Annotated in this window: 11 protein-coding genes and 1 pseudogene; 10 read left to right on the top strand and 2 right to left on the bottom strand. The window is 68.4% G+C overall.

Annotated features, from left to right (window positions below):
• Position 1: 1 nt before the first annotated feature.
• From AC1VM9_RS03970 to AC1VM9_RS03940, 7 genes and pseudogenes are all read left to right on the top strand, one after another.
• Positions 2-898, top strand: a complete 897-nt coding sequence (locus AC1VM9_RS03970; protein WP_481346088.1) for an ABC transporter ATP-binding protein — start codon at positions 2-4, stop codon at positions 896-898.
• A pseudogene (locus tag AC1VM9_RS03965) lies at positions 898-1,840 on the top strand (ABC transporter permease). The gene AC1VM9_RS03970 and the pseudogene AC1VM9_RS03965 overlap by 1 nt, the downstream one beginning before the upstream one ends.
• Positions 1,841-1,938: 98 nt before the next feature.
• Positions 1,939-2,907, top strand: coding sequence for a TauD/TfdA dioxygenase family protein (locus tag AC1VM9_RS03960; protein ID WP_483121305.1), 969 nt, complete (start codon positions 1,939-1,941; stop codon positions 2,905-2,907).
• A gap of 823 nt (positions 2,908-3,730) precedes the next feature.
• The gene (locus tag AC1VM9_RS03955; protein ID WP_483123966.1) at positions 3,731-4,141 is read left to right on the top strand and encodes an ANTAR domain-containing protein; all 411 of its coding nucleotides are present in this window, start codon (positions 3,731-3,733) and stop codon (positions 4,139-4,141) included.
• Complete coding sequence (locus AC1VM9_RS03950) at positions 4,134-5,693, top strand: alkaline phosphatase D family protein (protein ID WP_483121303.1); 1,560 nt, start codon at positions 4,134-4,136, stop codon at positions 5,691-5,693. Before AC1VM9_RS03955 ends, AC1VM9_RS03950 begins: the two co-directional genes overlap by 8 nt.
• A gap of 355 nt (positions 5,694-6,048) precedes the next feature.
• The gene (locus tag AC1VM9_RS03945) at positions 6,049-8,283 is read left to right on the top strand and encodes a LuxR C-terminal-related transcriptional regulator (protein WP_483121301.1); all 2,235 of its coding nucleotides are present in this window, start codon (positions 6,049-6,051) and stop codon (positions 8,281-8,283) included.
• 408 nt (positions 8,284-8,691) lie between these two features.
• The gene (locus tag AC1VM9_RS03940) at positions 8,692-9,183 is read left to right on the top strand and encodes a pyridoxamine 5'-phosphate oxidase family protein (RefSeq protein ID WP_481341246.1); all 492 of its coding nucleotides are present in this window, start codon (positions 8,692-8,694) and stop codon (positions 9,181-9,183) included.
• A gap of 379 nt (positions 9,184-9,562) precedes the next feature.
• Here AC1VM9_RS03940 and AC1VM9_RS03935 read toward each other — a convergent pair whose 3' ends face one another.
• Both AC1VM9_RS03935 and AC1VM9_RS03930 read right to left on the bottom strand, forming a co-directional pair.
• Positions 9,563-11,440: a glycoside hydrolase family 15 protein gene (locus tag AC1VM9_RS03935; protein ID WP_483121299.1), complete on the bottom strand. Its 1,878-nt coding sequence runs from the start codon at positions 11,438-11,440 to the stop codon at positions 9,563-9,565.
• 194 nt (positions 11,441-11,634) lie between these two features.
• Positions 11,635-13,422: a sigma-54-dependent Fis family transcriptional regulator gene (locus AC1VM9_RS03930; protein WP_483121297.1), complete on the bottom strand. Its 1,788-nt coding sequence runs from the start codon at positions 13,420-13,422 to the stop codon at positions 11,635-11,637.
• Positions 13,423-13,686: 264 nt separating this feature from the next.
• On the opposite strand from AC1VM9_RS03930, the gene AC1VM9_RS03925 reads away from it, so the two are divergent.
• The 3 genes from AC1VM9_RS03925 to AC1VM9_RS03915 all read left to right on the top strand — a co-directional run bounded on the left by AC1VM9_RS03925 (position 13,687) and on the right by AC1VM9_RS03915 (position 17,681).
• Positions 13,687-15,318, top strand: coding sequence for a ferritin family protein (locus tag AC1VM9_RS03925; protein ID WP_481341249.1), 1,632 nt, complete (start codon positions 13,687-13,689; stop codon positions 15,316-15,318).
• A gap of 131 nt (positions 15,319-15,449) precedes the next feature.
• Positions 15,450-16,526 carry a 2Fe-2S iron-sulfur cluster-binding protein gene (locus AC1VM9_RS03920; protein WP_483121295.1) on the top strand — a complete coding sequence of 359 codons (1,077 nt, stop codon included), beginning with the start codon at positions 15,450-15,452 and terminating at the stop codon, positions 16,524-16,526.
• Positions 16,527-16,574: 48 nt separating this feature from the next.
• Positions 16,575-17,681, top strand: coding sequence for a ferritin family protein (locus AC1VM9_RS03915; RefSeq protein ID WP_483121293.1), 1,107 nt, complete (start codon positions 16,575-16,577; stop codon positions 17,679-17,681).

Genomic DNA, 17,681 nt, shown 5'->3' with positions numbered 1-17,681 from the left:
GGTGAGCACCCAACAACACCAGGGAAACCCGCCCACTCCCCGCATCTGCCTGCGGGGCGTCACCAAGGACTTCCAGGTCCGCCCAACCAAGGACACCCCGTCCGGCCGCGTGCTCCGTGCACTGGAGGACATCACTCTCGACGTGTCGGCGGGCGAGCTGCTCACCCTCGTGGGCCCGAGCGGGTCGGGCAAGACAACGCTCCTCGACATTCTCGGCGGGCTGAGCGAACCCACCGCGGGCGAGGTCCTCGTCGACGGCAGGCCCGTCGCCGGGCCGGGCCTGGACCGGGGCATCGTGTTCCAGCAGTACGCGCTCTTCCCGTGGCGCACCGCGCTCGGCAACGTCGCCTTCGGGTTGGAGGGGCCACAGTTCCGCCGGCAGGGGCTCGGCAAGAAGGAGCGCCTGGATCGCGCGCGCGAGTACCTCGCCCTCGTGGGTCTCGGCGGGTTCGAGGAGCGTTACCCGCACGAGCTGTCCGGCGGCATGAAGCAACGGGTCGCCATCGCACGCAGCCTCGCCTACGAGCCCGGGATCCTGCTCATGGACGAGCCGTTCGCGGCGCTGGACGCCCAGACCCGTGAGCAGCTCCAGGACGAGCTGTTGCGGATCTGGGGTGCCACGGGAACGACGGCCGTGTTCATCACGCACGGCATCGAGGAGGCGGTCTACCTCGGCCAGCGGGTCGCGGTGCTCAGCTCGCGGCCGGGTCGGCTCAAGGCGGTCGTCGACGTCGACCTCGGCGACCGCACCCTGGGCGCCGAGCGCGACCTGCGCTCCGCGCCTGAGTTCGTCGCCTACCGGCACCGCCTCTGGGAGCTGCTGCACGACGAGGTGGCCAGCGCCCAGCGAGCCGGCCACCAGAAGATCCAGCCCGACGGCACCGAGAGGGCAGCCTGATGACCACGACCCACACCATCGACTCCCTCCCCGCCACCGACGCCATCGACGCTGCCCCGCCCCCCGAGGGCCCCGGCGCCCTGAACCCGGACGGCGAACCGGCTCGCGGCGACGGCGCGAGCGCGGCCGCGCCCCGCCCCCGGGGATACAGGCGTCGGCTCTCGAGGATCCTGCGCGCCGCCAAGGTGGCCCTATGGCGGTCCGCGGCGATCCTCGTGTTCCTGCTCGCGTGGGCTCGTGCCACAGTTCCTCCTCGGTGAGGACACCCGCGTGTTCCTCCCGCCGCTGCACGACGTGCTCCGAGCCCTGCTCGACGCCATCTCGAGTGGGGAGCTGTGGGACCACCTGTCGGCCAGCCTGACCCGGTCGGTCACGGGCTTCAGCATCGCCGTCACGGCCGGCATCGCCCTGGGCCTCGCGCTCGCGTGGTACCGCAAACTGGCGTCGTTCCTCACACCCCTGCTCGAGCTGTTCCGCAACACCGCCGCGCTCGCCCTGCTCCCGGTGTTCGTCCTGCTCCTCGGCATCGGCGAAACGTCCAAGATCGCGATCGTCGCCTACGCGAGCTTCTTCCCCGTGCTGCTCAACACCATCGCAGGTGCCACCACGGTCGACCCGCTGCTGATCCGAGCCGCCCGCTCCCTGGGGCTCTCGCAGGTGCGCCTCTTCCAGAAGGTGATCCTGCCCTCGGCCGTCCCGACCATCTTCACCGGCATCCGGATGGGAGGCACCGCCTCGATCCTCGTGCTCATCGCCGCCGAGATGGTCGGAGCCAAGGCCGGACTGGGGTTCCAGATCGTCAACGCCCAGAGCAGCTTCCTCATCCCACAGATGTACGCCGGGATCCTCACCGTCTCCCTGCTCGGGCTCGCCGTCAACGTCGGCCTGGTCCGCCTCGAGGCGCACTTCTCCAAGTGGCGCACCTTCGCGCCCAGCCGCTGAGCACCCCAGTCGAACAGACGACCCACCCGAACACCGCCACCCGAAAGCCGCCCAACCGAACACCCGCACGACCACCCACCCACAGAAGGAGAAGCATCATGACCACCACTACCGACCGCACCCCGACCGCGTCCGCCACCCCGGCTGCTGAGCCGGCGGGTCAGCTGACCGTGCGCAAGCTGGGCGCCCACATCGGCGCCGAGGTGTCCGGCGTCGACCTGACCCAGGACCTCGACGCCGCGACTATCGCGGGGATCCGCGCCGCCCTGCTCGAGCACAAGGCCCTCGTCTTCCGCGACGCCCCGCTCGACGACGCGGGCCAGCAGCGGTTCGCCGGCTACTTCGGCACACTCACGACGGCGCACCCGACCGTCCCCGCGGTCGACGGTGCACCGCAGGTGCTGCCCGTCGACAGCGAGCGCGGCCGGGCCAACCAGTGGCACACCGACGTCACCTTCGTCCAGGCACCCCCCGCTATCAGCACGCTCGTGAGCCACACCGTGCCCGAGTACGGCGGCGAGACCCTCATCGCCAGCTCGGCGGCGGCCTACCGTGCCCTGCCGCAGCCCCTGCGCACCCTCGCGGACCAGCTCTGGGCCGTGCACACGAACGAGTACGACTACGCCGACAAGGCCGTCGAGTCGTTCGACGAGAAGTCGAAGGGCTACCAGGAGGTCTTCCAGTCCATCCCGTTCGAGACTCACCACCCGGTGGTCCGCGTGCACCCGGAGACGGGGGAGAAGGGGCTGTTCATCGGCGGGTTCGTGCGCCGGTTCGTCGGCCTGTCGGTGACCGAGTCGCGCGACATCCTGCGGCTGCTGCAGGCGTACGTCACCAAGCCAGACCACCTCGTGCGGGTCTCGTGGCAGCCCGGCCAGCTCGTCATCTTCGACAACCGCATCACCCAGCACTACGCGGTCGACAACTACGACAGCCTCCCGCGTCTGCTGCACCGGGTCACGGTCGCTGGTGACGTGCCGGTCGGCATCGCCGGCGAGCCCAGCCGCGCCGTTAAGGGGGACGCCTCGCACTACACCGCGGCCGAGCACACGGCCAGCGCCGCCTGACAACCAGGGCCACCCTTCGACGTGCCCGGGTGCGGGTCCGTGCCCGGCACGTCGACGGTTGCCGCCATCGAAGCAGCGCCACGTGTCATCTGGCCCTGTCTCATTCGAGTTTCGTTCGGGCACAGTCACGCTCGTTCGCAGACGTCCGAGCCGCGCCCCTACGAGCGTCAACGACACCAAGGACCCGCCGGAGCGCGCTGGCACAGACCTCCAAGGCGTGGGCGCGGACCAGCTCCACCCAGGGTTGGACCCCAAGCGCCACTACAAACCAGATCGCTGTAACCGCGAGATCCTCAGTCCGCAAAAGGTCTGCAACAGGACCGGAAACGGCCGCTGGACACGTTGCCCAAGAGAACCAGCTTTGCGTCTCTGCAGGTCACGAGCTCGGGCAACACCGGCAGCACGGATCGATCGGCCCGCTGAAATCCCCGGCCTATCGGCCGGCTCATCCTCCATCTCACCGCGGGTCGTGCTGGACAACGCCCTGACCTGAGGTGATGCCGAGAAGGCGCGGGACAGTCGGAGACAGTTATAGGCCGCCCTGGCAACGGACCTAGACGGACCAGAGCGACTCGGCACAAGCTGTGACGGACCAGAGACGGACCAGAATCCGACACTCATGCCCGCCGGTGCCAGATGACCCGAAGGCTCGGTCAGACCGCCGCTAGAGGGGGAGGGAGCTAACGGTCCGACCGGGCCGCCTGGCGTTGCGGACGCAAGGCGTCGACCCGCCAGGTGGGATCGCGCGCCGACGTCCGCAGCGTCCCACGCGGCAGCAGCGCAGGTTGCCGAATCGGACAAACCTCGCAAAGGAAACCACGAGATCGCCCGCCTGCACCTGGCCTTGCACCACAGCCGGGACATCGGCGCCGCCGTGGGCATCATCATGGCGATGCAAAAGGTGTGCAGGGAAGAGGCGTTCGACCTGTTGCGCGAGGCCTCGATGCGCACCAACACCAAGCTCTACCTGCTCGCGCTCGAGGTGCAGCAGACCGGCGTCTCCCCGAGGGAGCGCACCCCTCCGTACCTATCCCGGACTGCGTACCTATCCCGGACTCCGGTCTCCACACGGGGCCTCCACATGGGGCCTTCACATGGGGCCTTCACATGGAGCCTTGACGCGGAGTCGACGAGCGCTCGCCATGCGCGGCGCGTGAACCAGGGTTTCGCCGAACCGGCGTCTGGCGGTTGCCCGGCGTCCACCACCGCCGTGCAGCGTGGTGGCCATGAGTGAACTGAACCGCCGCACTTTTGTCCTCGGCGCCGCGGCCGGCGCGGGCCTGCTCGGTCTGTCCCGAACGGCCGGGGCGTGGGCCTCGCCCGCGCTGGTCGTGGCCGGACGACCAGCCCTGACATCCGGAGTCATGTCGGGCGATGTCACCGCCACCGCGGCGACCGTCTGGGGGCGCTCGGACCGGCCAGGCCGTCTCGTGGCCGTGGTCCATGGCGCGGGTGGCTCCAGGCTGCGGATCAGTGGCCCCCTCGCCACACCCGACACCGACCTCACGGCGAAGCTCGATCTCGAAGGGCTCGCTCCCGGCCGCGAGCACACCGTCACGCTCGCCTTCGAGAACGAGGACGGGCACCTCGGCGAACAGGCTGACCTCCGTTTCAGGACCGCCCCCGCCGGACCCGGTGCAACGAGCTTCGTCTGGACCGGCGACACGTGCGGGCAGGGGTGGGGGATCAACCCCGACCTCGGCGGCTTCACCGCCTATGCCGCGATGCACGCGACCCGCCCTGACTTCTTCCTCCACTCCGGTGACACCATCTACGCCGACAACCCCATCGCCGAGCAGGTCGTCGAGCCCGACGGACAGGTCTGGCGCAACATCGTCATCCCGGAGGTCGCGAAGGTAGCGGAGTCGCTTCCCGAGTTCCGCGGCAGGCACCGCTACAACCTCCTGGACGACAACGTCCGGGCCATGTACGCCGAGGTCCCGGTCGTCGCGCAGTGGGACGACCACGAGACCCACAACAACTGGTACCCGGGTCAGGTCCTCACCGACGACAGGTACACCGAGCGTCGCGTCGACGTGCTCGCCGCGCGGGCGAAGCAGGCTTGGTGGGAGTACCAGCCGATCAGCAACCGGCTCTCGGTCGCCCGCCGGACGGCTGCGGGCACCCCCGGCCGCATCTACCGGAAGCTGTCGTACGGCCGGCACCTCGACGTGTTCTGCCTCGACATGCGCACGTACAAGGACCCCAACACGACGGGACTCGAGCCGGCGAAGACCCACATTCTCGGCACCGAGCAGACCGACTGGCTCATCCGCGAGGTGGCGGCATCCAGGGCCACGTGGAAGGTCATCGCGAGCGACCTCCCGCTGGGCCTGGTCGTGCCCGACGGCCCGGTCAACCAGGAGTCGCTCTCCAACGGCGACCCGGGAGCGCCGCGCGGCAAGGAGCTCGAGATCGCCGCTGTCCTCAGCTCCTTCAAGCGGGCCGGCGTGCGCAACATCGTGTGGCTCACCGCCGATGTCCACTACTGCGCGGCGCACCACTACGACCCGGCGCGCGCCGCCTTCGCGGACTTCGACCCCTTCTGGGAGTTCGTCGCCGGACCCGTGGCCGCGGGCACGTTCGGCCCGAACGTGCTCGACCAGACCTTCGGCCCACGGGCCGACTTCATCAAGGCGGCCGACTACCCCAACCAGTCCCCCCGCCACGGCAACCAGTTCTTCGGGCACGTCGAGATCGACGAGGACGGTCGGTTCCGGGCATCGCTGCGCAACGCCCGCGGTTTGGTGCTCTACTCGCGGACCTTGGACCCTGCGCCCCGATGACGGTGTTGGCGACCTGGCCGGCCGGGGTGGCTCGTCGGGCGGATGCACGGTGGCGCGAGCGAATCGTCTGCGTCCTTGCCTCGACCACTCCGCGACCACCCGCGGACGCCAAACCTCGGGTCTGACGGAGGTTCGGCTCGTAGACTGGGGCTCGAGAGGTGTGCGTGTCACTGCGCGCGTGGTTGTCGAGGCGGAGTTCGATGGCTGTCTCGGGAAGGCCGCAGAGGCGGAGTCCGGTATGGCGACGACGAGGCGGACGGGGTCGGGTCGCGGGGCGCTGCCCGCCGAGCTCACGAGCTTCGTAGGACGGCGGCGAGAGCTGGCCGAGACCCGGAGGCTGCTGGCGAGCGGCCGCATGCTGACTCTGACCGGCGTCGGCGGGGTCGGCAAGACGCGCCTGGCGCTGCGGCTGGCTGCCGAGGTGCGACGCATCTTTCGGGACGGCGTGTGGTTTGTCGAGCTCGCGGCCCTTCAGGACCCACAGCTGTTGCCGCACACCGTGGCCAACACCCTCGAGCTGCGCCAGGTGTCGGCCGACCCGGCCGACGACCTGGCGGCGTACCTGGAGGAGAAGCGGCTCCTGGTGGTCCTCGACAACTGCGAGCACCTCACCGACGCCTGCGCGGTGCTGGCCGGCAAGCTGCTGGCCGCGGCCCCGGGTCTGCACATCCTCGCCACCAGCCGGCACGTGCTCGGCGTCGAGGGCGAGCAGATCCTCTCCGTGCCGCCCCTGTCCACACCGGACCCCGAGGCGGATGTCGCCGCCGACGACCCCACTCACTACGAGTCGGTGGCGCTCTTCCTGGACCGAGCCACGGCGGTGGCCCCGGACTTCGCGATGGGGCCTGGCAACCGGGCAGCCGTACTCGATCTGTGTCGAAGGCTCGACGGCGTCCCGCTGGCGATCGAGCTCGCGGCCGTGTGGCTGCGCATCCTCTCTCCCTCGCAGATCCTCGAACGGGTGGAGGACCGGTTCCGGCTGCTCACCAGGGGGCGGCCCGCCGTCCCCACCCGGCACCAGGCGCTCGAGGCCACCGTCGGATGGAGCTACGACCTGTGCTCGCTCGCGGAGCGACTGATGTGGGCCCGGCTCTCGGTCTTCTCGGGAGGGTTCCACCTCGAGGCCGCCGAGGAGGTTTGCGGCAGCGCCGGAATCTCCCGCGATGACGTCCTCAACCTGATCGCGGGCCTGGTGAACAAATCGATCGTCGTACGGTGGCAGGCGACGGAAAGCACGACCGCCTGGTACCAGATGTTGGAGAGCATCAGGCAGTACGGCGCCGAGCGGCTCACCAACCCGGAAGAGGTGCGGGCGCTGCGGATCCGGCACCGGGACTACTACCAATCTCTGGCCAAGCGGTTCGCAGCCGAGAGCTTCGGCCGCCATCAAGCGGACTGGTTCATCCGACTCCGCCGGGAGTCCGGCAACATCCGAGCAGCGCTGGAGTTCTGCCTCGCTGACAAGGCTGAGGCGGCCGCAGCGTTCGAAATCGCCGCGCCCATCTGGAACTTCTGGTTCGCCGGCTTCCTCCGCGAGGGTTACCGGTACCTGCTCCGGGCCCTGGAGCTGGCTCCCGAACCAACAAGCGGCCGGGCTCACGCGCTATGGGCGGCCAGCTATCTGGCCATGTTCGCCACGGACATCGACCGCAACCCGACGATGCTTGCCGAGTGCGAGGAGATCGCTGCCGGGCTCGACGACCATCTGCTGCAGGCGCGCATCAAGGAGTGCCGAGGGCAGGCGAGGTTGTACGAGGGCGACGTGCCGGGCGCCCTCGAGCTGCTGGAGCAGGGCCGCAGGGAGTTCCAGGCGCTCGGAAACCCGCTCGGCGAGTTCGACACGCTCATCCTGCTCTCCGCCTGCACCTTCTTCCTCGACGACCCGAGAGTCCACGATTACAGCAGGCAGGCGCTGGCATTGGCGGAGCGGTACGGCGCGCAGTCATCGATGGGCTACGCGCTCTGGAGCGTCGGCATCGCGCAGTGGCGTGCCGGCGACTTCGCTGGTGCGACGCGTTCCCTGCGGATGTCGGTCAGGTCGTTCCAGCCGATGAACGACCTGACCGGCATCAGTTTCGGTGTCCAGGCGCTCTCCTGGTGCGCAGCCTTCGCCGACCCCGGCGAACGGGCGGCCCGGCTGCTCGGCGCCGCCCAGGCCGTCTGGCGGACCAGCGGCTCGAAGGTCGAGGAGAACAATGCGTACAGCGTGTTCGACAGGCGGTCCGAGGAGGCGCTGCGTCAGTCTTTCGGCTCCGGCGTGTTCGAGTCCGAGGCGTTCGAGAGGGCGTTCGCTGAGGGAGCGTCGTACTCCTTCGACCAGGCCGTGTCCCTTGCGCTGGGAGAGGCGGACGCAGCAGGCCAGCCCGAGCGGACGGGGGTTCGCCCCGGGTCCAGAAGGGGGACTGCCGACGGCCTGACCCGCCGTGAGCGGGAGGTCGCGGCACTGCTGGCGGAAGGGCTGACCAACAAGGAGATCGCGGGGCGGCTGACCATCTCCCAGCGCACCGTGGAGACGCACGTCGACAACATCCTGGGCAAGCTCGGCATGAACTCGCGAACCCAGGTCGCCAGCTGGATCACCGAGGAGTAGGCGACCTGCCGAGGGCCAACCTACAAGCCAACCGTGGGTGTTGCCTGAAGGCGTTGCGGGCTGCCCTGCTTGCGCTGAGGGTGAACGTCACCGCTACGGACCCCGACGGCACGACCAAGACCTATCTCGTCAAGTACGCCGGATCCAGAAGGGCCTAGCCGAAGCCGATAGAAGACGCGGGCCAGTCGCCCGAAACCAGCTCGCGGACGCCGAGCAGGAGCTGCGTGAGGCTGTCCGCGCAGCCCGTGCGACGGGCGACTCGTGGACCGTGATCGGTGCTGCACTCGACATCTCACGTCAGGCTGCCCAGCAGAGGTTGGGGAGCGCTGACGGCGGCAGTTCCGGATGGCCGCTGCGCACGCTGTCGGCGGCAGTTCCGACGCTGCGCGGCCAAGTAGTCTTGTGGGGATGGCCCATTCAACTTGTTGGCGGGATTTGGAGGTCGGCGCCCCCGAGATCGCTCGCTTGGGCTTGGCGCGCCTTCGCTCCACGCATGTTGCGTTGCTGGGCACGCTGCGTCGGGATGGGTCCCCACGGATCAGTCCGATTGAGACATATCTCGTCGCCGGCCAGCTTCTTGTCGGCGCGATGTCATGGTCGCGCAAGGCGGATGACCTGCAACGAGACCCGCGGTACGTACTGCACAGCGCGATTACGGGCCCAGACGCTGCTGAAGGCGAGTTCAAGGTCTATGGCGTGGCCGCGATAGCCGACAAGGACGTGCGGGATGCAGCAGCCGATGCATGGTGGATGGCCTCGCCGCCAGACAAAGCCATCGTGTTCTCCTTGGACATTGACCTGGCAGTGTTCATCGACTGGAACTTCGCGCGTGGTCAGATGACTGTGCATCGATGGTCGGATCGAAGCGGTTACAAGCAGAGCCAGCGCCGTTACCCGTAGCCGCCGAGGGTGAGCAAGTTCGGTCCAAGCACACGTACTCAATTCGGCATGTGGGTAAGACTTCGACTGTCATTCGGCGGTGGGCAACGCCCGCCGGCGCGTGCCTTTCTCCGACGTAGGCTCTGCTATCGAGAACGTGTCCGGTCGGCAAGCGGCGGACAGGCGGGACAGGGCGGGTCATGGCTAATCGCACAGGGATCGCACGAAGCGCGGCGGTCCAGCGTTCCCAGCCTGCGTTTTCGCAGGTCAGCAGTGGTTCGAGCGGCCTTCCAGGGGCCAAGATTGTAAACAGGTGGTTGGGGTTCGAGTCCCGCGCCAGCCCTGTGTTCGGTGAGCCGGATGTGGCCATGGGCCGTCGCGGCGAACTTGGTGACGAACCTCAGGCCGCATGTTCCCCTTCCGCGACCTGGCTCTCGAGGGCGGGCCGTCTCGCGGCACTGAGCAGCACCGCGGTCGTAACCACGCCGGCATGGCTGAAGGCCTGGGGTGTGTTGCCGAGGTGTCGTCCGCTCGTCGGGTCGTACTCCTCGCTCAGCAGGCCGACGTCGTTGCGCAGGGACAACAGTCGCTCGAACAGGGCCGTTGCCTCGCTGGTCCGGCCGATGCCGTGGAGGGCGTCGGCGAGCCAGAACGAGCAGGCGACGAAGATCCCTTCGTTGCCGTGGATGCCGTCGACGTTGGCTCCGTTGTCGCGGACGGCGTAGCGGCGCACCAGCCCTTCGTCGGTGAGGTACCGCTCGATGGCCTCGACCGTGGCCACCATGCGGTGATCCGACCACGGGAGGAAGCCGTACCGAGGGAGCAGCAGAACCGACGCGTCCAGGCGCGCCGATCCGTACGACTGGGTGAAGGATTGCCGCGATCTGCTGTACCCACGGTTCATGACCTCGGCGCGAATGGTGTCGCGCAGCCGGCGAACTCGTTCGAGCTGGTGCTCGGTGGCACCCGTGCGGCCCTTTTCGATCGCCTCGACGGCGCGGTTGACGCCGACCCACGCCATGACCTTGGAGTGCACGAAGTGTCGGCGCGGGCCGCGAACCTCCCACAGGCTGCAGTCCGGTTCGGCCCACGTTCGCTCGATGTGGCCGAGCAGTGCCTCGTGCAGCGCGGCCTCGGCGTGGACGGCGGGAGGGTCTGCCTTGGTGTCGGTACCGTCCGCGTGGCGGTCGCACTGTGCGTCGGTGACGCACTGGGTGGCAGCCAGCGCGTCGAGAACCTCGCCCCAGACGTCGTTCTGCTGCTGGGTGGCTGCCTCGTTGCCGATGCGCACCGGCGTGGAGCCCGCGTGCCCGGAGAGCCAGGTCAGTGCCTGCTCGGGCAGCCGCCGAGCTCCGTCGATGCCGTACATGACCTGCATCCGCTCGGGGTCGGCGGCGACGGTCCGCAGCAGCCAGTCCCGCCACGCGTGGGCTTCGTCCACGTAGCCGGTGGCCAGGAACGCCTGGACGGTGAACGTGGCGTCGCGGAGCCAGCTGTACCGGTAGTCCCAGTTCCGTAGGCCGCCGAGCTGTTCGGGCAGTGAGGTGGTGGCCGCGGCCAGGATTCCGCCGGTGGGTGCGTAGGTGAGCGCCTTGAGGGTGATGAGCGAGCGGGTGACTGCCTCGGCCCACGGACCGGTGTAGGTCGAGCGGCTGGCCCAGTTCTGCCAGAAGGTCTGCGTCGTTGCCAGGGCATGGTCCGCGTCTGCGTGGGGAGCACCGGTCTGTGTGGACGTGGTGTGCGTCAGGACGAAGGAGACCCGTTGTCCGGCCGTGATGGTGAAGTCGCTGACCCAGCTGCCGGCGGCCTGGTCGACGGCCGCCGTCGTGTGCAGCCACAGCATGTCCGGACCGGCGACTGCCACCACGTGCCCGTTGCGACTGCTGAGCATCGGCGTGATGCTGCCGTAGTCCATCCGCGGCGTGAGCGCCATGTGCATCTCGACCTGACCCTCCAGCCCCTCGACCACGCGGGTCACCTGCGATTCCACCGCTGTCGGGGACATGAGGTCGATGACCCGGACGGTGCCGTCGTCGGTGGTCCACTCCGTCTCCAGGACGAGGGTGTCGGTGCGGTACTGCCGGCTGGTGCAGCGGTCCTGCCCATTCGGTGTGATGAGCCAGTGCCCGTTGGTCTCGTCTCCCAGCAGGTTGGCGAAGACCGCCGGTGAGTCGAAGCGGGGCAGGCTGAGCCAGTCGATGGATCCGTCTCGGCCGACGAGTGCGGCCGTGCGCAGGTCACCGATGAGGGCGTAGTCCTCGATGTGTTGGGTGGTCATCGTGGCTCCCGGGATCGTTCGGGAAGGCGTCGTTGCCTCGTCCCACGATTGGAGCGCTGGTCCGGCTCAGCAGGAGTCCCATCTTGAGACAGCGTGCTCGGATCACTGACCACTCGGGTGGGCCTCGACTGCGCCAGGCCGTCCGATGGGACGACCTCGCCGTCTCCTCGTCCGGGCGAAGGCCGCGGGGTCGCTCAGCGGCGGGTGTCGATGTTGTAGCCGCGGATCTTGCGGTAGATCGTCGCCCTGGACATCCCCAGGTGCTCGGCGGCGAGCGCCTTGTTCCCGTTGTGGTCGTCGAGGGCTCGGGTGATCGCGTCCCGCTCCAGCGCTTCCAGCGGCGTGAGCGTCCGGCGGCCGACAGCCATGCACTCCGGCGGAAGGTCGACCATCTCGATCGTGCCGGCGCGCTTCTTGGCGATGATCTTGGCGAGGGTCTCGCGCAGCTGGACCACGTTGCCTGGCCACGGGTGCCGGGCGAGCTGGTTGGCCGCACTCGCAGAGACGGACAGCTCCTTGTGCGGTGACAGGGCGCGGAGCAGCACGGGGATGATGACCCGGATGTCCTCGTGCCGGTGCCGCAACGGCTCGAGCAGGACGGTCCGGTCGAAGCAGGGCAGGATCTGGGCCGCGACAGCCTCTGCCGCCCCGGTGCGTTCGGCCGGGCTTCGCGTCGCGACGACCCACCGGCCGTGCACGGAGTGCGCCAAGTGGGCGTGTTCGACGAGGAGTGCGGCGACCTCCTCGACGAGCTCGGTCGGCAGCCGGTCGAGGTGCCGGATGAGCAGGGTGCCCGGTTCGGGCGACAGCTCCTCCTCCAGCGTGCGCAGCCAGCCGTCCGGGTCGGCCGAAGCCGATGCAGCATCGAGGGTGCGGAAGTGCCGGCCGGGCGACTCAGCACCGTGAATGCCCCGCGCCAAGGCGTGCTTCCCCGTTCCCGGCTCCCCGTCGATGACGACCCAGGTGCCGCTCCTGTACGACTCTCGCAGCTGGAACACCGCGCGAAGCCACTCAGGGCTCGTTCCGGCCACCCCGGGAAGTGAGACCGCCACATCCCTACCGAGGGCACGCGGCGTCCGGGACGGCTCCCTGAGCTGGATCCGGAAGACACCGCCGACGATGGTGGTGCCCACTGACGTCGGCCGGTAGTCGAGCCGGGCTACTGCCCCACTCGGCAGGTCGGTGACGAACGTGTGCGGCTGGTCGTCCCCGAGGGCATCGCTCGTCCGGGCGACGAGCGCCGTACGGTCCGCGACGTCCAGCTGCAGCTGGACGTGGCGGTTCATCATGACGATCTCGTCCCCGAGGGCGAGAACAGGTCCGGTCGCGTGCCGGCACGCCGCGAGGTAGTCGCGAAGCAGACTCATCTCCCGGACCGAGACGGCGGCGAGGATCTCCTCCTCGATGCGGCTCGCGACCGACCGCGCATAGGTGAGCAGGAGCCCGTTGGACGACCCGGACGTGCAGGTGAGGTCGAGGACGCCAACGAGCGCACCGCTCACCGGGTGCACGACCGGAACACCGGCACAGGCGAAGGTCATGAGTGGTTCGGTGAAGTGCTCCTCGCCGGCGATCAGCGTGGGCCGCCGCAGCAGCAGGGCCGTGCCGATGCCGTTGGTCCCGACGGAGTCCTCGGCATAGGTGAAGCCCGGAGCGAGGCTCACCTTCTCGAGGCGTGCCGTCAGTGAGGAGTCGGAGCAGATGCGGTGGATGACCCGCCCGAAGGGGTCGGCGAAGATCATGCTCACGGCCTCGTCGCCGAGCTGCGCGGCCATCCGGGTCATCACCTGGCCTACGAGCTCGTTCAGGCGGGACTCGCCCAGGTCGGCGGCATAGGACGGGGTGAGCAGGCTCGGGTCGACACCCGCCAGGGTGCTGCGCTCCCACGACTCCCCGACGACGTCACGCACCGTGCCCGCCAGGACGCCGGAGCGCATGAAGTGCTCACGCGCCAGCGCCACCTCGCGTGGACGATCGGCCACGACCCACCTCCGTCACGACCCGTGGCGCACCCTTGCACCACGCGGTGCCTCCAGTGTCCGTGCTGGCCGGAGCGCACCGCAAGGAACTGGTGACCGCCCACACAGCACCTGTCTCAAAGTGAGACGCCCGCGGTCGAGCGGCCCCCTGCCTCTCAGATTGAGACATCCACCGCGCCGCCCACCTGTGAGTGTCCTGGCACACGGCGAAACGCATCCGCCGAACCGGCTCGGTCCGCCGGACCGACCCGACACCAGGAGGCAAGAGTGAGCAGACAGAGTCTGACGAAGGCCCACGCGAAGATCTCCGAGCTGACGTGGGAGCCGACCTTCGCGACGCCCGCGACCCGCTTCGGTACGGACTACACCTTCGAGAAGGCCCCCAAGAAGGACCCGCTCAAGCAGATCATGCGGTCCTACTTCCCGATGGAGGAGGAGAAGGACAACCGCGTCTTCGGCGCGATGGACGGCGCGGTCCGCGGCAACATGTTCCGGCAGGTCCAGCAGCGCTGGCTCGAGTGGCAGAAGCTGTTCCTGTCGATCATCCCGTTCCCCGAGATCTCCGCTGCACGAGCGATGCCGATGGCGATCGACGCCGTGCCCAACCCGGAGATCCACAACGGGCTCGCGGTCCAGATGATCGACGAGGTTCGTCACTCGACGATCCAGATGAACCTCAAGAAGCTGTACATGAACCAGTACATCGACCCGGCCGGTTTCGACATGACCGAGAAGGCCTTCGCGAACAACTACGCCGGCACGATCGGCCGCCAGTTCGGTGAGGGGTTCATCACCGGCGACGCCATCACGGCGGCCAACATCTACCTGACCGTGGTCGCCGAGACCGCCTTCACCAACACCCTCTTCGTGGCGATGCCCGACGAGGCCGCGGCCAACGGCGACTACCTGCTGCCGACGGTCTTCCACTCCGTCCAGTCCGACGAGTCACGGCACATCTCGAACGGCTACTCGATTCTGCTCATGGCCCTCGCCGACGAGCGGAACCGCCCACTCCTGGAACGCGACCTGCGGTACGCGTGGTGGAACAACCACTGCGTCGTCGACGCCGCGATCGGCACCTTCATCGAGTACGGCACGAAGGACCGCCGCAAGGACCGAGAGAGCTACGCCGAGATGTGGCGGCGCTGGATCTACGACGACTACTACCGCAGCTACCTGCTCCCCCTCGAGAAGTACGGCCTGACGATCCCGCACGACCTCGTCGAGGAGGCCTGGAACCGGATCACGAACAAGGGCTACGTGCACGAGGTCGCCCGCTTCTTCGCCACCGGCTGGCCGGTCAACTACTGGCGCATCGACGCCATGACCGACAAGGACTTCGAGTGGTTCGAGGAGAAGTACCCCGGCTGGTACAGCAAGTACGGCGCGTGGTGGGAGAGCTACAACCGGCTCGCCTTCCCGGGCAAGAACAAGCCCATCGCGTTCGAGGACGTGGGCTACCAGTACCCGCACCGGTGCTGGACGTGCATGGTGCCGGCCCTCATCCGCGAGGACATCGTCGTCGAGAAGGTCGACGACCAGTGGCGCACCTACTGCTCCGAGACCTGCTACTGGACCGACGCGGTCGCGTTCCGCTCCGAGTACGAAGGCCGTGAGACGCCGAACATGGGCCGCCTGACGGGCTTCCGCGAGTGGGAGACGCTGCACCACGACAAGGACCTGGCCGACATCGTCCAGGACCTCGGCTACGTCCGTGACGACGGCAAGACCCTCATCGGGCAGCCGCACCTGGACCTCGACCCCAAGAAGATGTGGACGCTCGACGACATCCGGGGCAACACGTTCATGAGCCCCAACGTGCTGCTGAACCAGATGTCCGACGCAGAGCGTGACGCCCACATCGCGGAGTACCGGGCGAACGGCACCAAGGTCGCCTGACGCGACCTCGAGTGGTCCGACCCCGGCTCCACCGCCAGATCGGGTTGGCGGCGCTTCCAGGGATGAGTGGCGCCGCCAACCCCCGCCGCCAACCTCCCCCGTGGACCCGGCGCAATCGAGAGGAGGCCATCGTGGCCGACACACACAAGATCTACTTCGAGCCCGTCGACATCGAGATGGAGGTAGGGGAGGACGAGAAGATCCTCGACGCTGCCTTCCGGCAGGGCATCCACCTGATGCACGGGTGCCGTGAGGGACAGTGCTCGGCCTGCAAGAGCTACGTGCTCGACGGCGAGATCCAGATGGAGCGCTACTCGACGTTCGCCTGCAACGACGCCGAGGTCGACGAGGGCTACGTCCTGCTCTGCCGGGCGCACGCCTTCAGCGACTGCACCATCGAGCTGCTCAACTTCGACGAGGACGAGCTGCTGGGTGGGGTGCCGATCCAGGACGTCCGGACCCGTATCACCGCGATCGAGCCGATGACGCGCGACATCGTGTCGTTGCGCCTGGCGGCGGTCGAGCCGGCGACCTACGAGTTCAAACCCGGTCAGTACAGCGACATCGGCATCCCCGGGACGGACGAGCACCGCTCGTTCTCCATGGCGACGACGCAGTCCACACCGGGGGAGGTCGAGTTCCTCATCAAGAAGTACCCGGGCGGGAAGTTCTCGACGCTGCTGGACGGCGGCTCGTCCGGCCTCGCGGTCGGCGACGAGCTCCACGTCAACGGCCCCTACGGCTCGTTCACCATCAAGGAGGGGCACGTCCTTCCCGTCGTGTGCATCGGAGGAGGGGCGGGGATGGCCCCGATCCTCTCGCTCCTGCGGCACCTGCACGAGACCGGGAGCACCCGCCCGGTGCGCTTCTACTACGGCGCGCGGACAGCGGCCGACCTCTTCTACGTCGACGAGATCCTCGCCCTCGGCGAGGGCCTGCGCGACTTCGAGTTCGTCGCCTGCCTGTCGGAGTCCCTGCCCGACCCCGACTCACCAGAGGGTCGCCTGCCGCTCGGCCTGCTCCCCGAGGCCGGCAACGTCACCGACGTGGTGGCGCGGCGTGAGGGCGAGCTCGCGAAGTGCGAGGTCTACCTGTGCGGCCCCCCGCCCATGGTCGACGCCGCCCTGCTCTTCCTCGAGGCCCAGGGAGTGCCCGGTGACCAGGTCTTCCACGACTCGTTCACGAGCCCGGTGACCGTCACGGGCTGAACGCTGTACATCCACGAATCATCCACACCAACAATGGAGTTGACTGACATGGCGGACATCACCGACCAGAAGACGCGCAGCTTCCCCAAGATCGAGTTCACGGACTCCGAGGCCGGCGCCCTGGACTTCCCGAGCTCGAAGAGCCGCACGTACAACTACTACAAGCCGGCCAAGCTGCGGGCCACGATGTACGAGGACGTCACTGTCGACGTGCAGCCTGACCCGGACCGGCACCTGACCCAGGGCTGGATCTACGGGTTCGGCGGCGGGCCCGGCGGCTACCCCAAGGAATGGACGAAGGCCCAGTCCTCCGACTGGCACACCTTCCTCGACCCCAACGAGGAGTGGGAGCAGACGATCTACCGCAACAACTCAGCGGTGGTCCGTCAGGTCAACCTCTGCCTCGAGAACGCCAAGCGCGCCGGTGCCTACGCGAACTGGAACCACGCGTGGGTCGCCTTCATCCAGCGCAACCTCGGAGCCTGGATGCACGCGGAGAACGGCATCGCGCTGCACGTCTTCACCTCGATCCAGCGGTCCGCCCCGACCAACATGATCAACAACGCCGTCGCCGTCGCGGCGGCACACAAGATGCGCTTCGCGCAGGACCTGGCCCTGTTCAACCTGGACCTCGCCGAGGCGGGCATCGACTTCGACGGTGCGGCCCACCGCGAGGTCTGGCAGAAGGCGCCGGAGTGGCAGCCGACGCGCCGGACGGTCGAGGAGCTGACGGCGGTCGGCGACTGGGCCGAGCTGACCTTCGCGACGAACATCGTCTTCGAGCAGCTCGTCGGCCAGCTGTTCCGCAGCGAGCTCGTCATGCAGATTGCGGCGCGCAACGGCGACTACATCACGCCGACGCTCGTGGGCACTGGGGAGAACGACTACGCACGGGACCTCGCGGCCTCGCGCAACCTCTTCCAGCTCCTCGTGCGTGACGAGGAGCACGGCGCCGCCAACAAGGACCTCTTCGGCCAGTGGCTGTCCACGTGGGTCCCGAAGTGCCTCGCCGCCGCGCAGGCGCTGCAGCCGATCTGGTCGCAGCCCGCAGAGAAGACCATCACCTTCGCCACGTCCCTCGACGCGGCCAAGGACAAGTTCCGCACCCTGCTCGAGGAGATCGGGCTCGACATTCCGAAGGAGTTGGACCAGTGA

The organism is Monashia sp. HAY1-11D, from assembly GCF_056868035.1.
The sequence above is the reverse complement of the archived record's forward strand: the minus strand, read 5'-3'. Positions and strand labels throughout refer to the sequence as shown.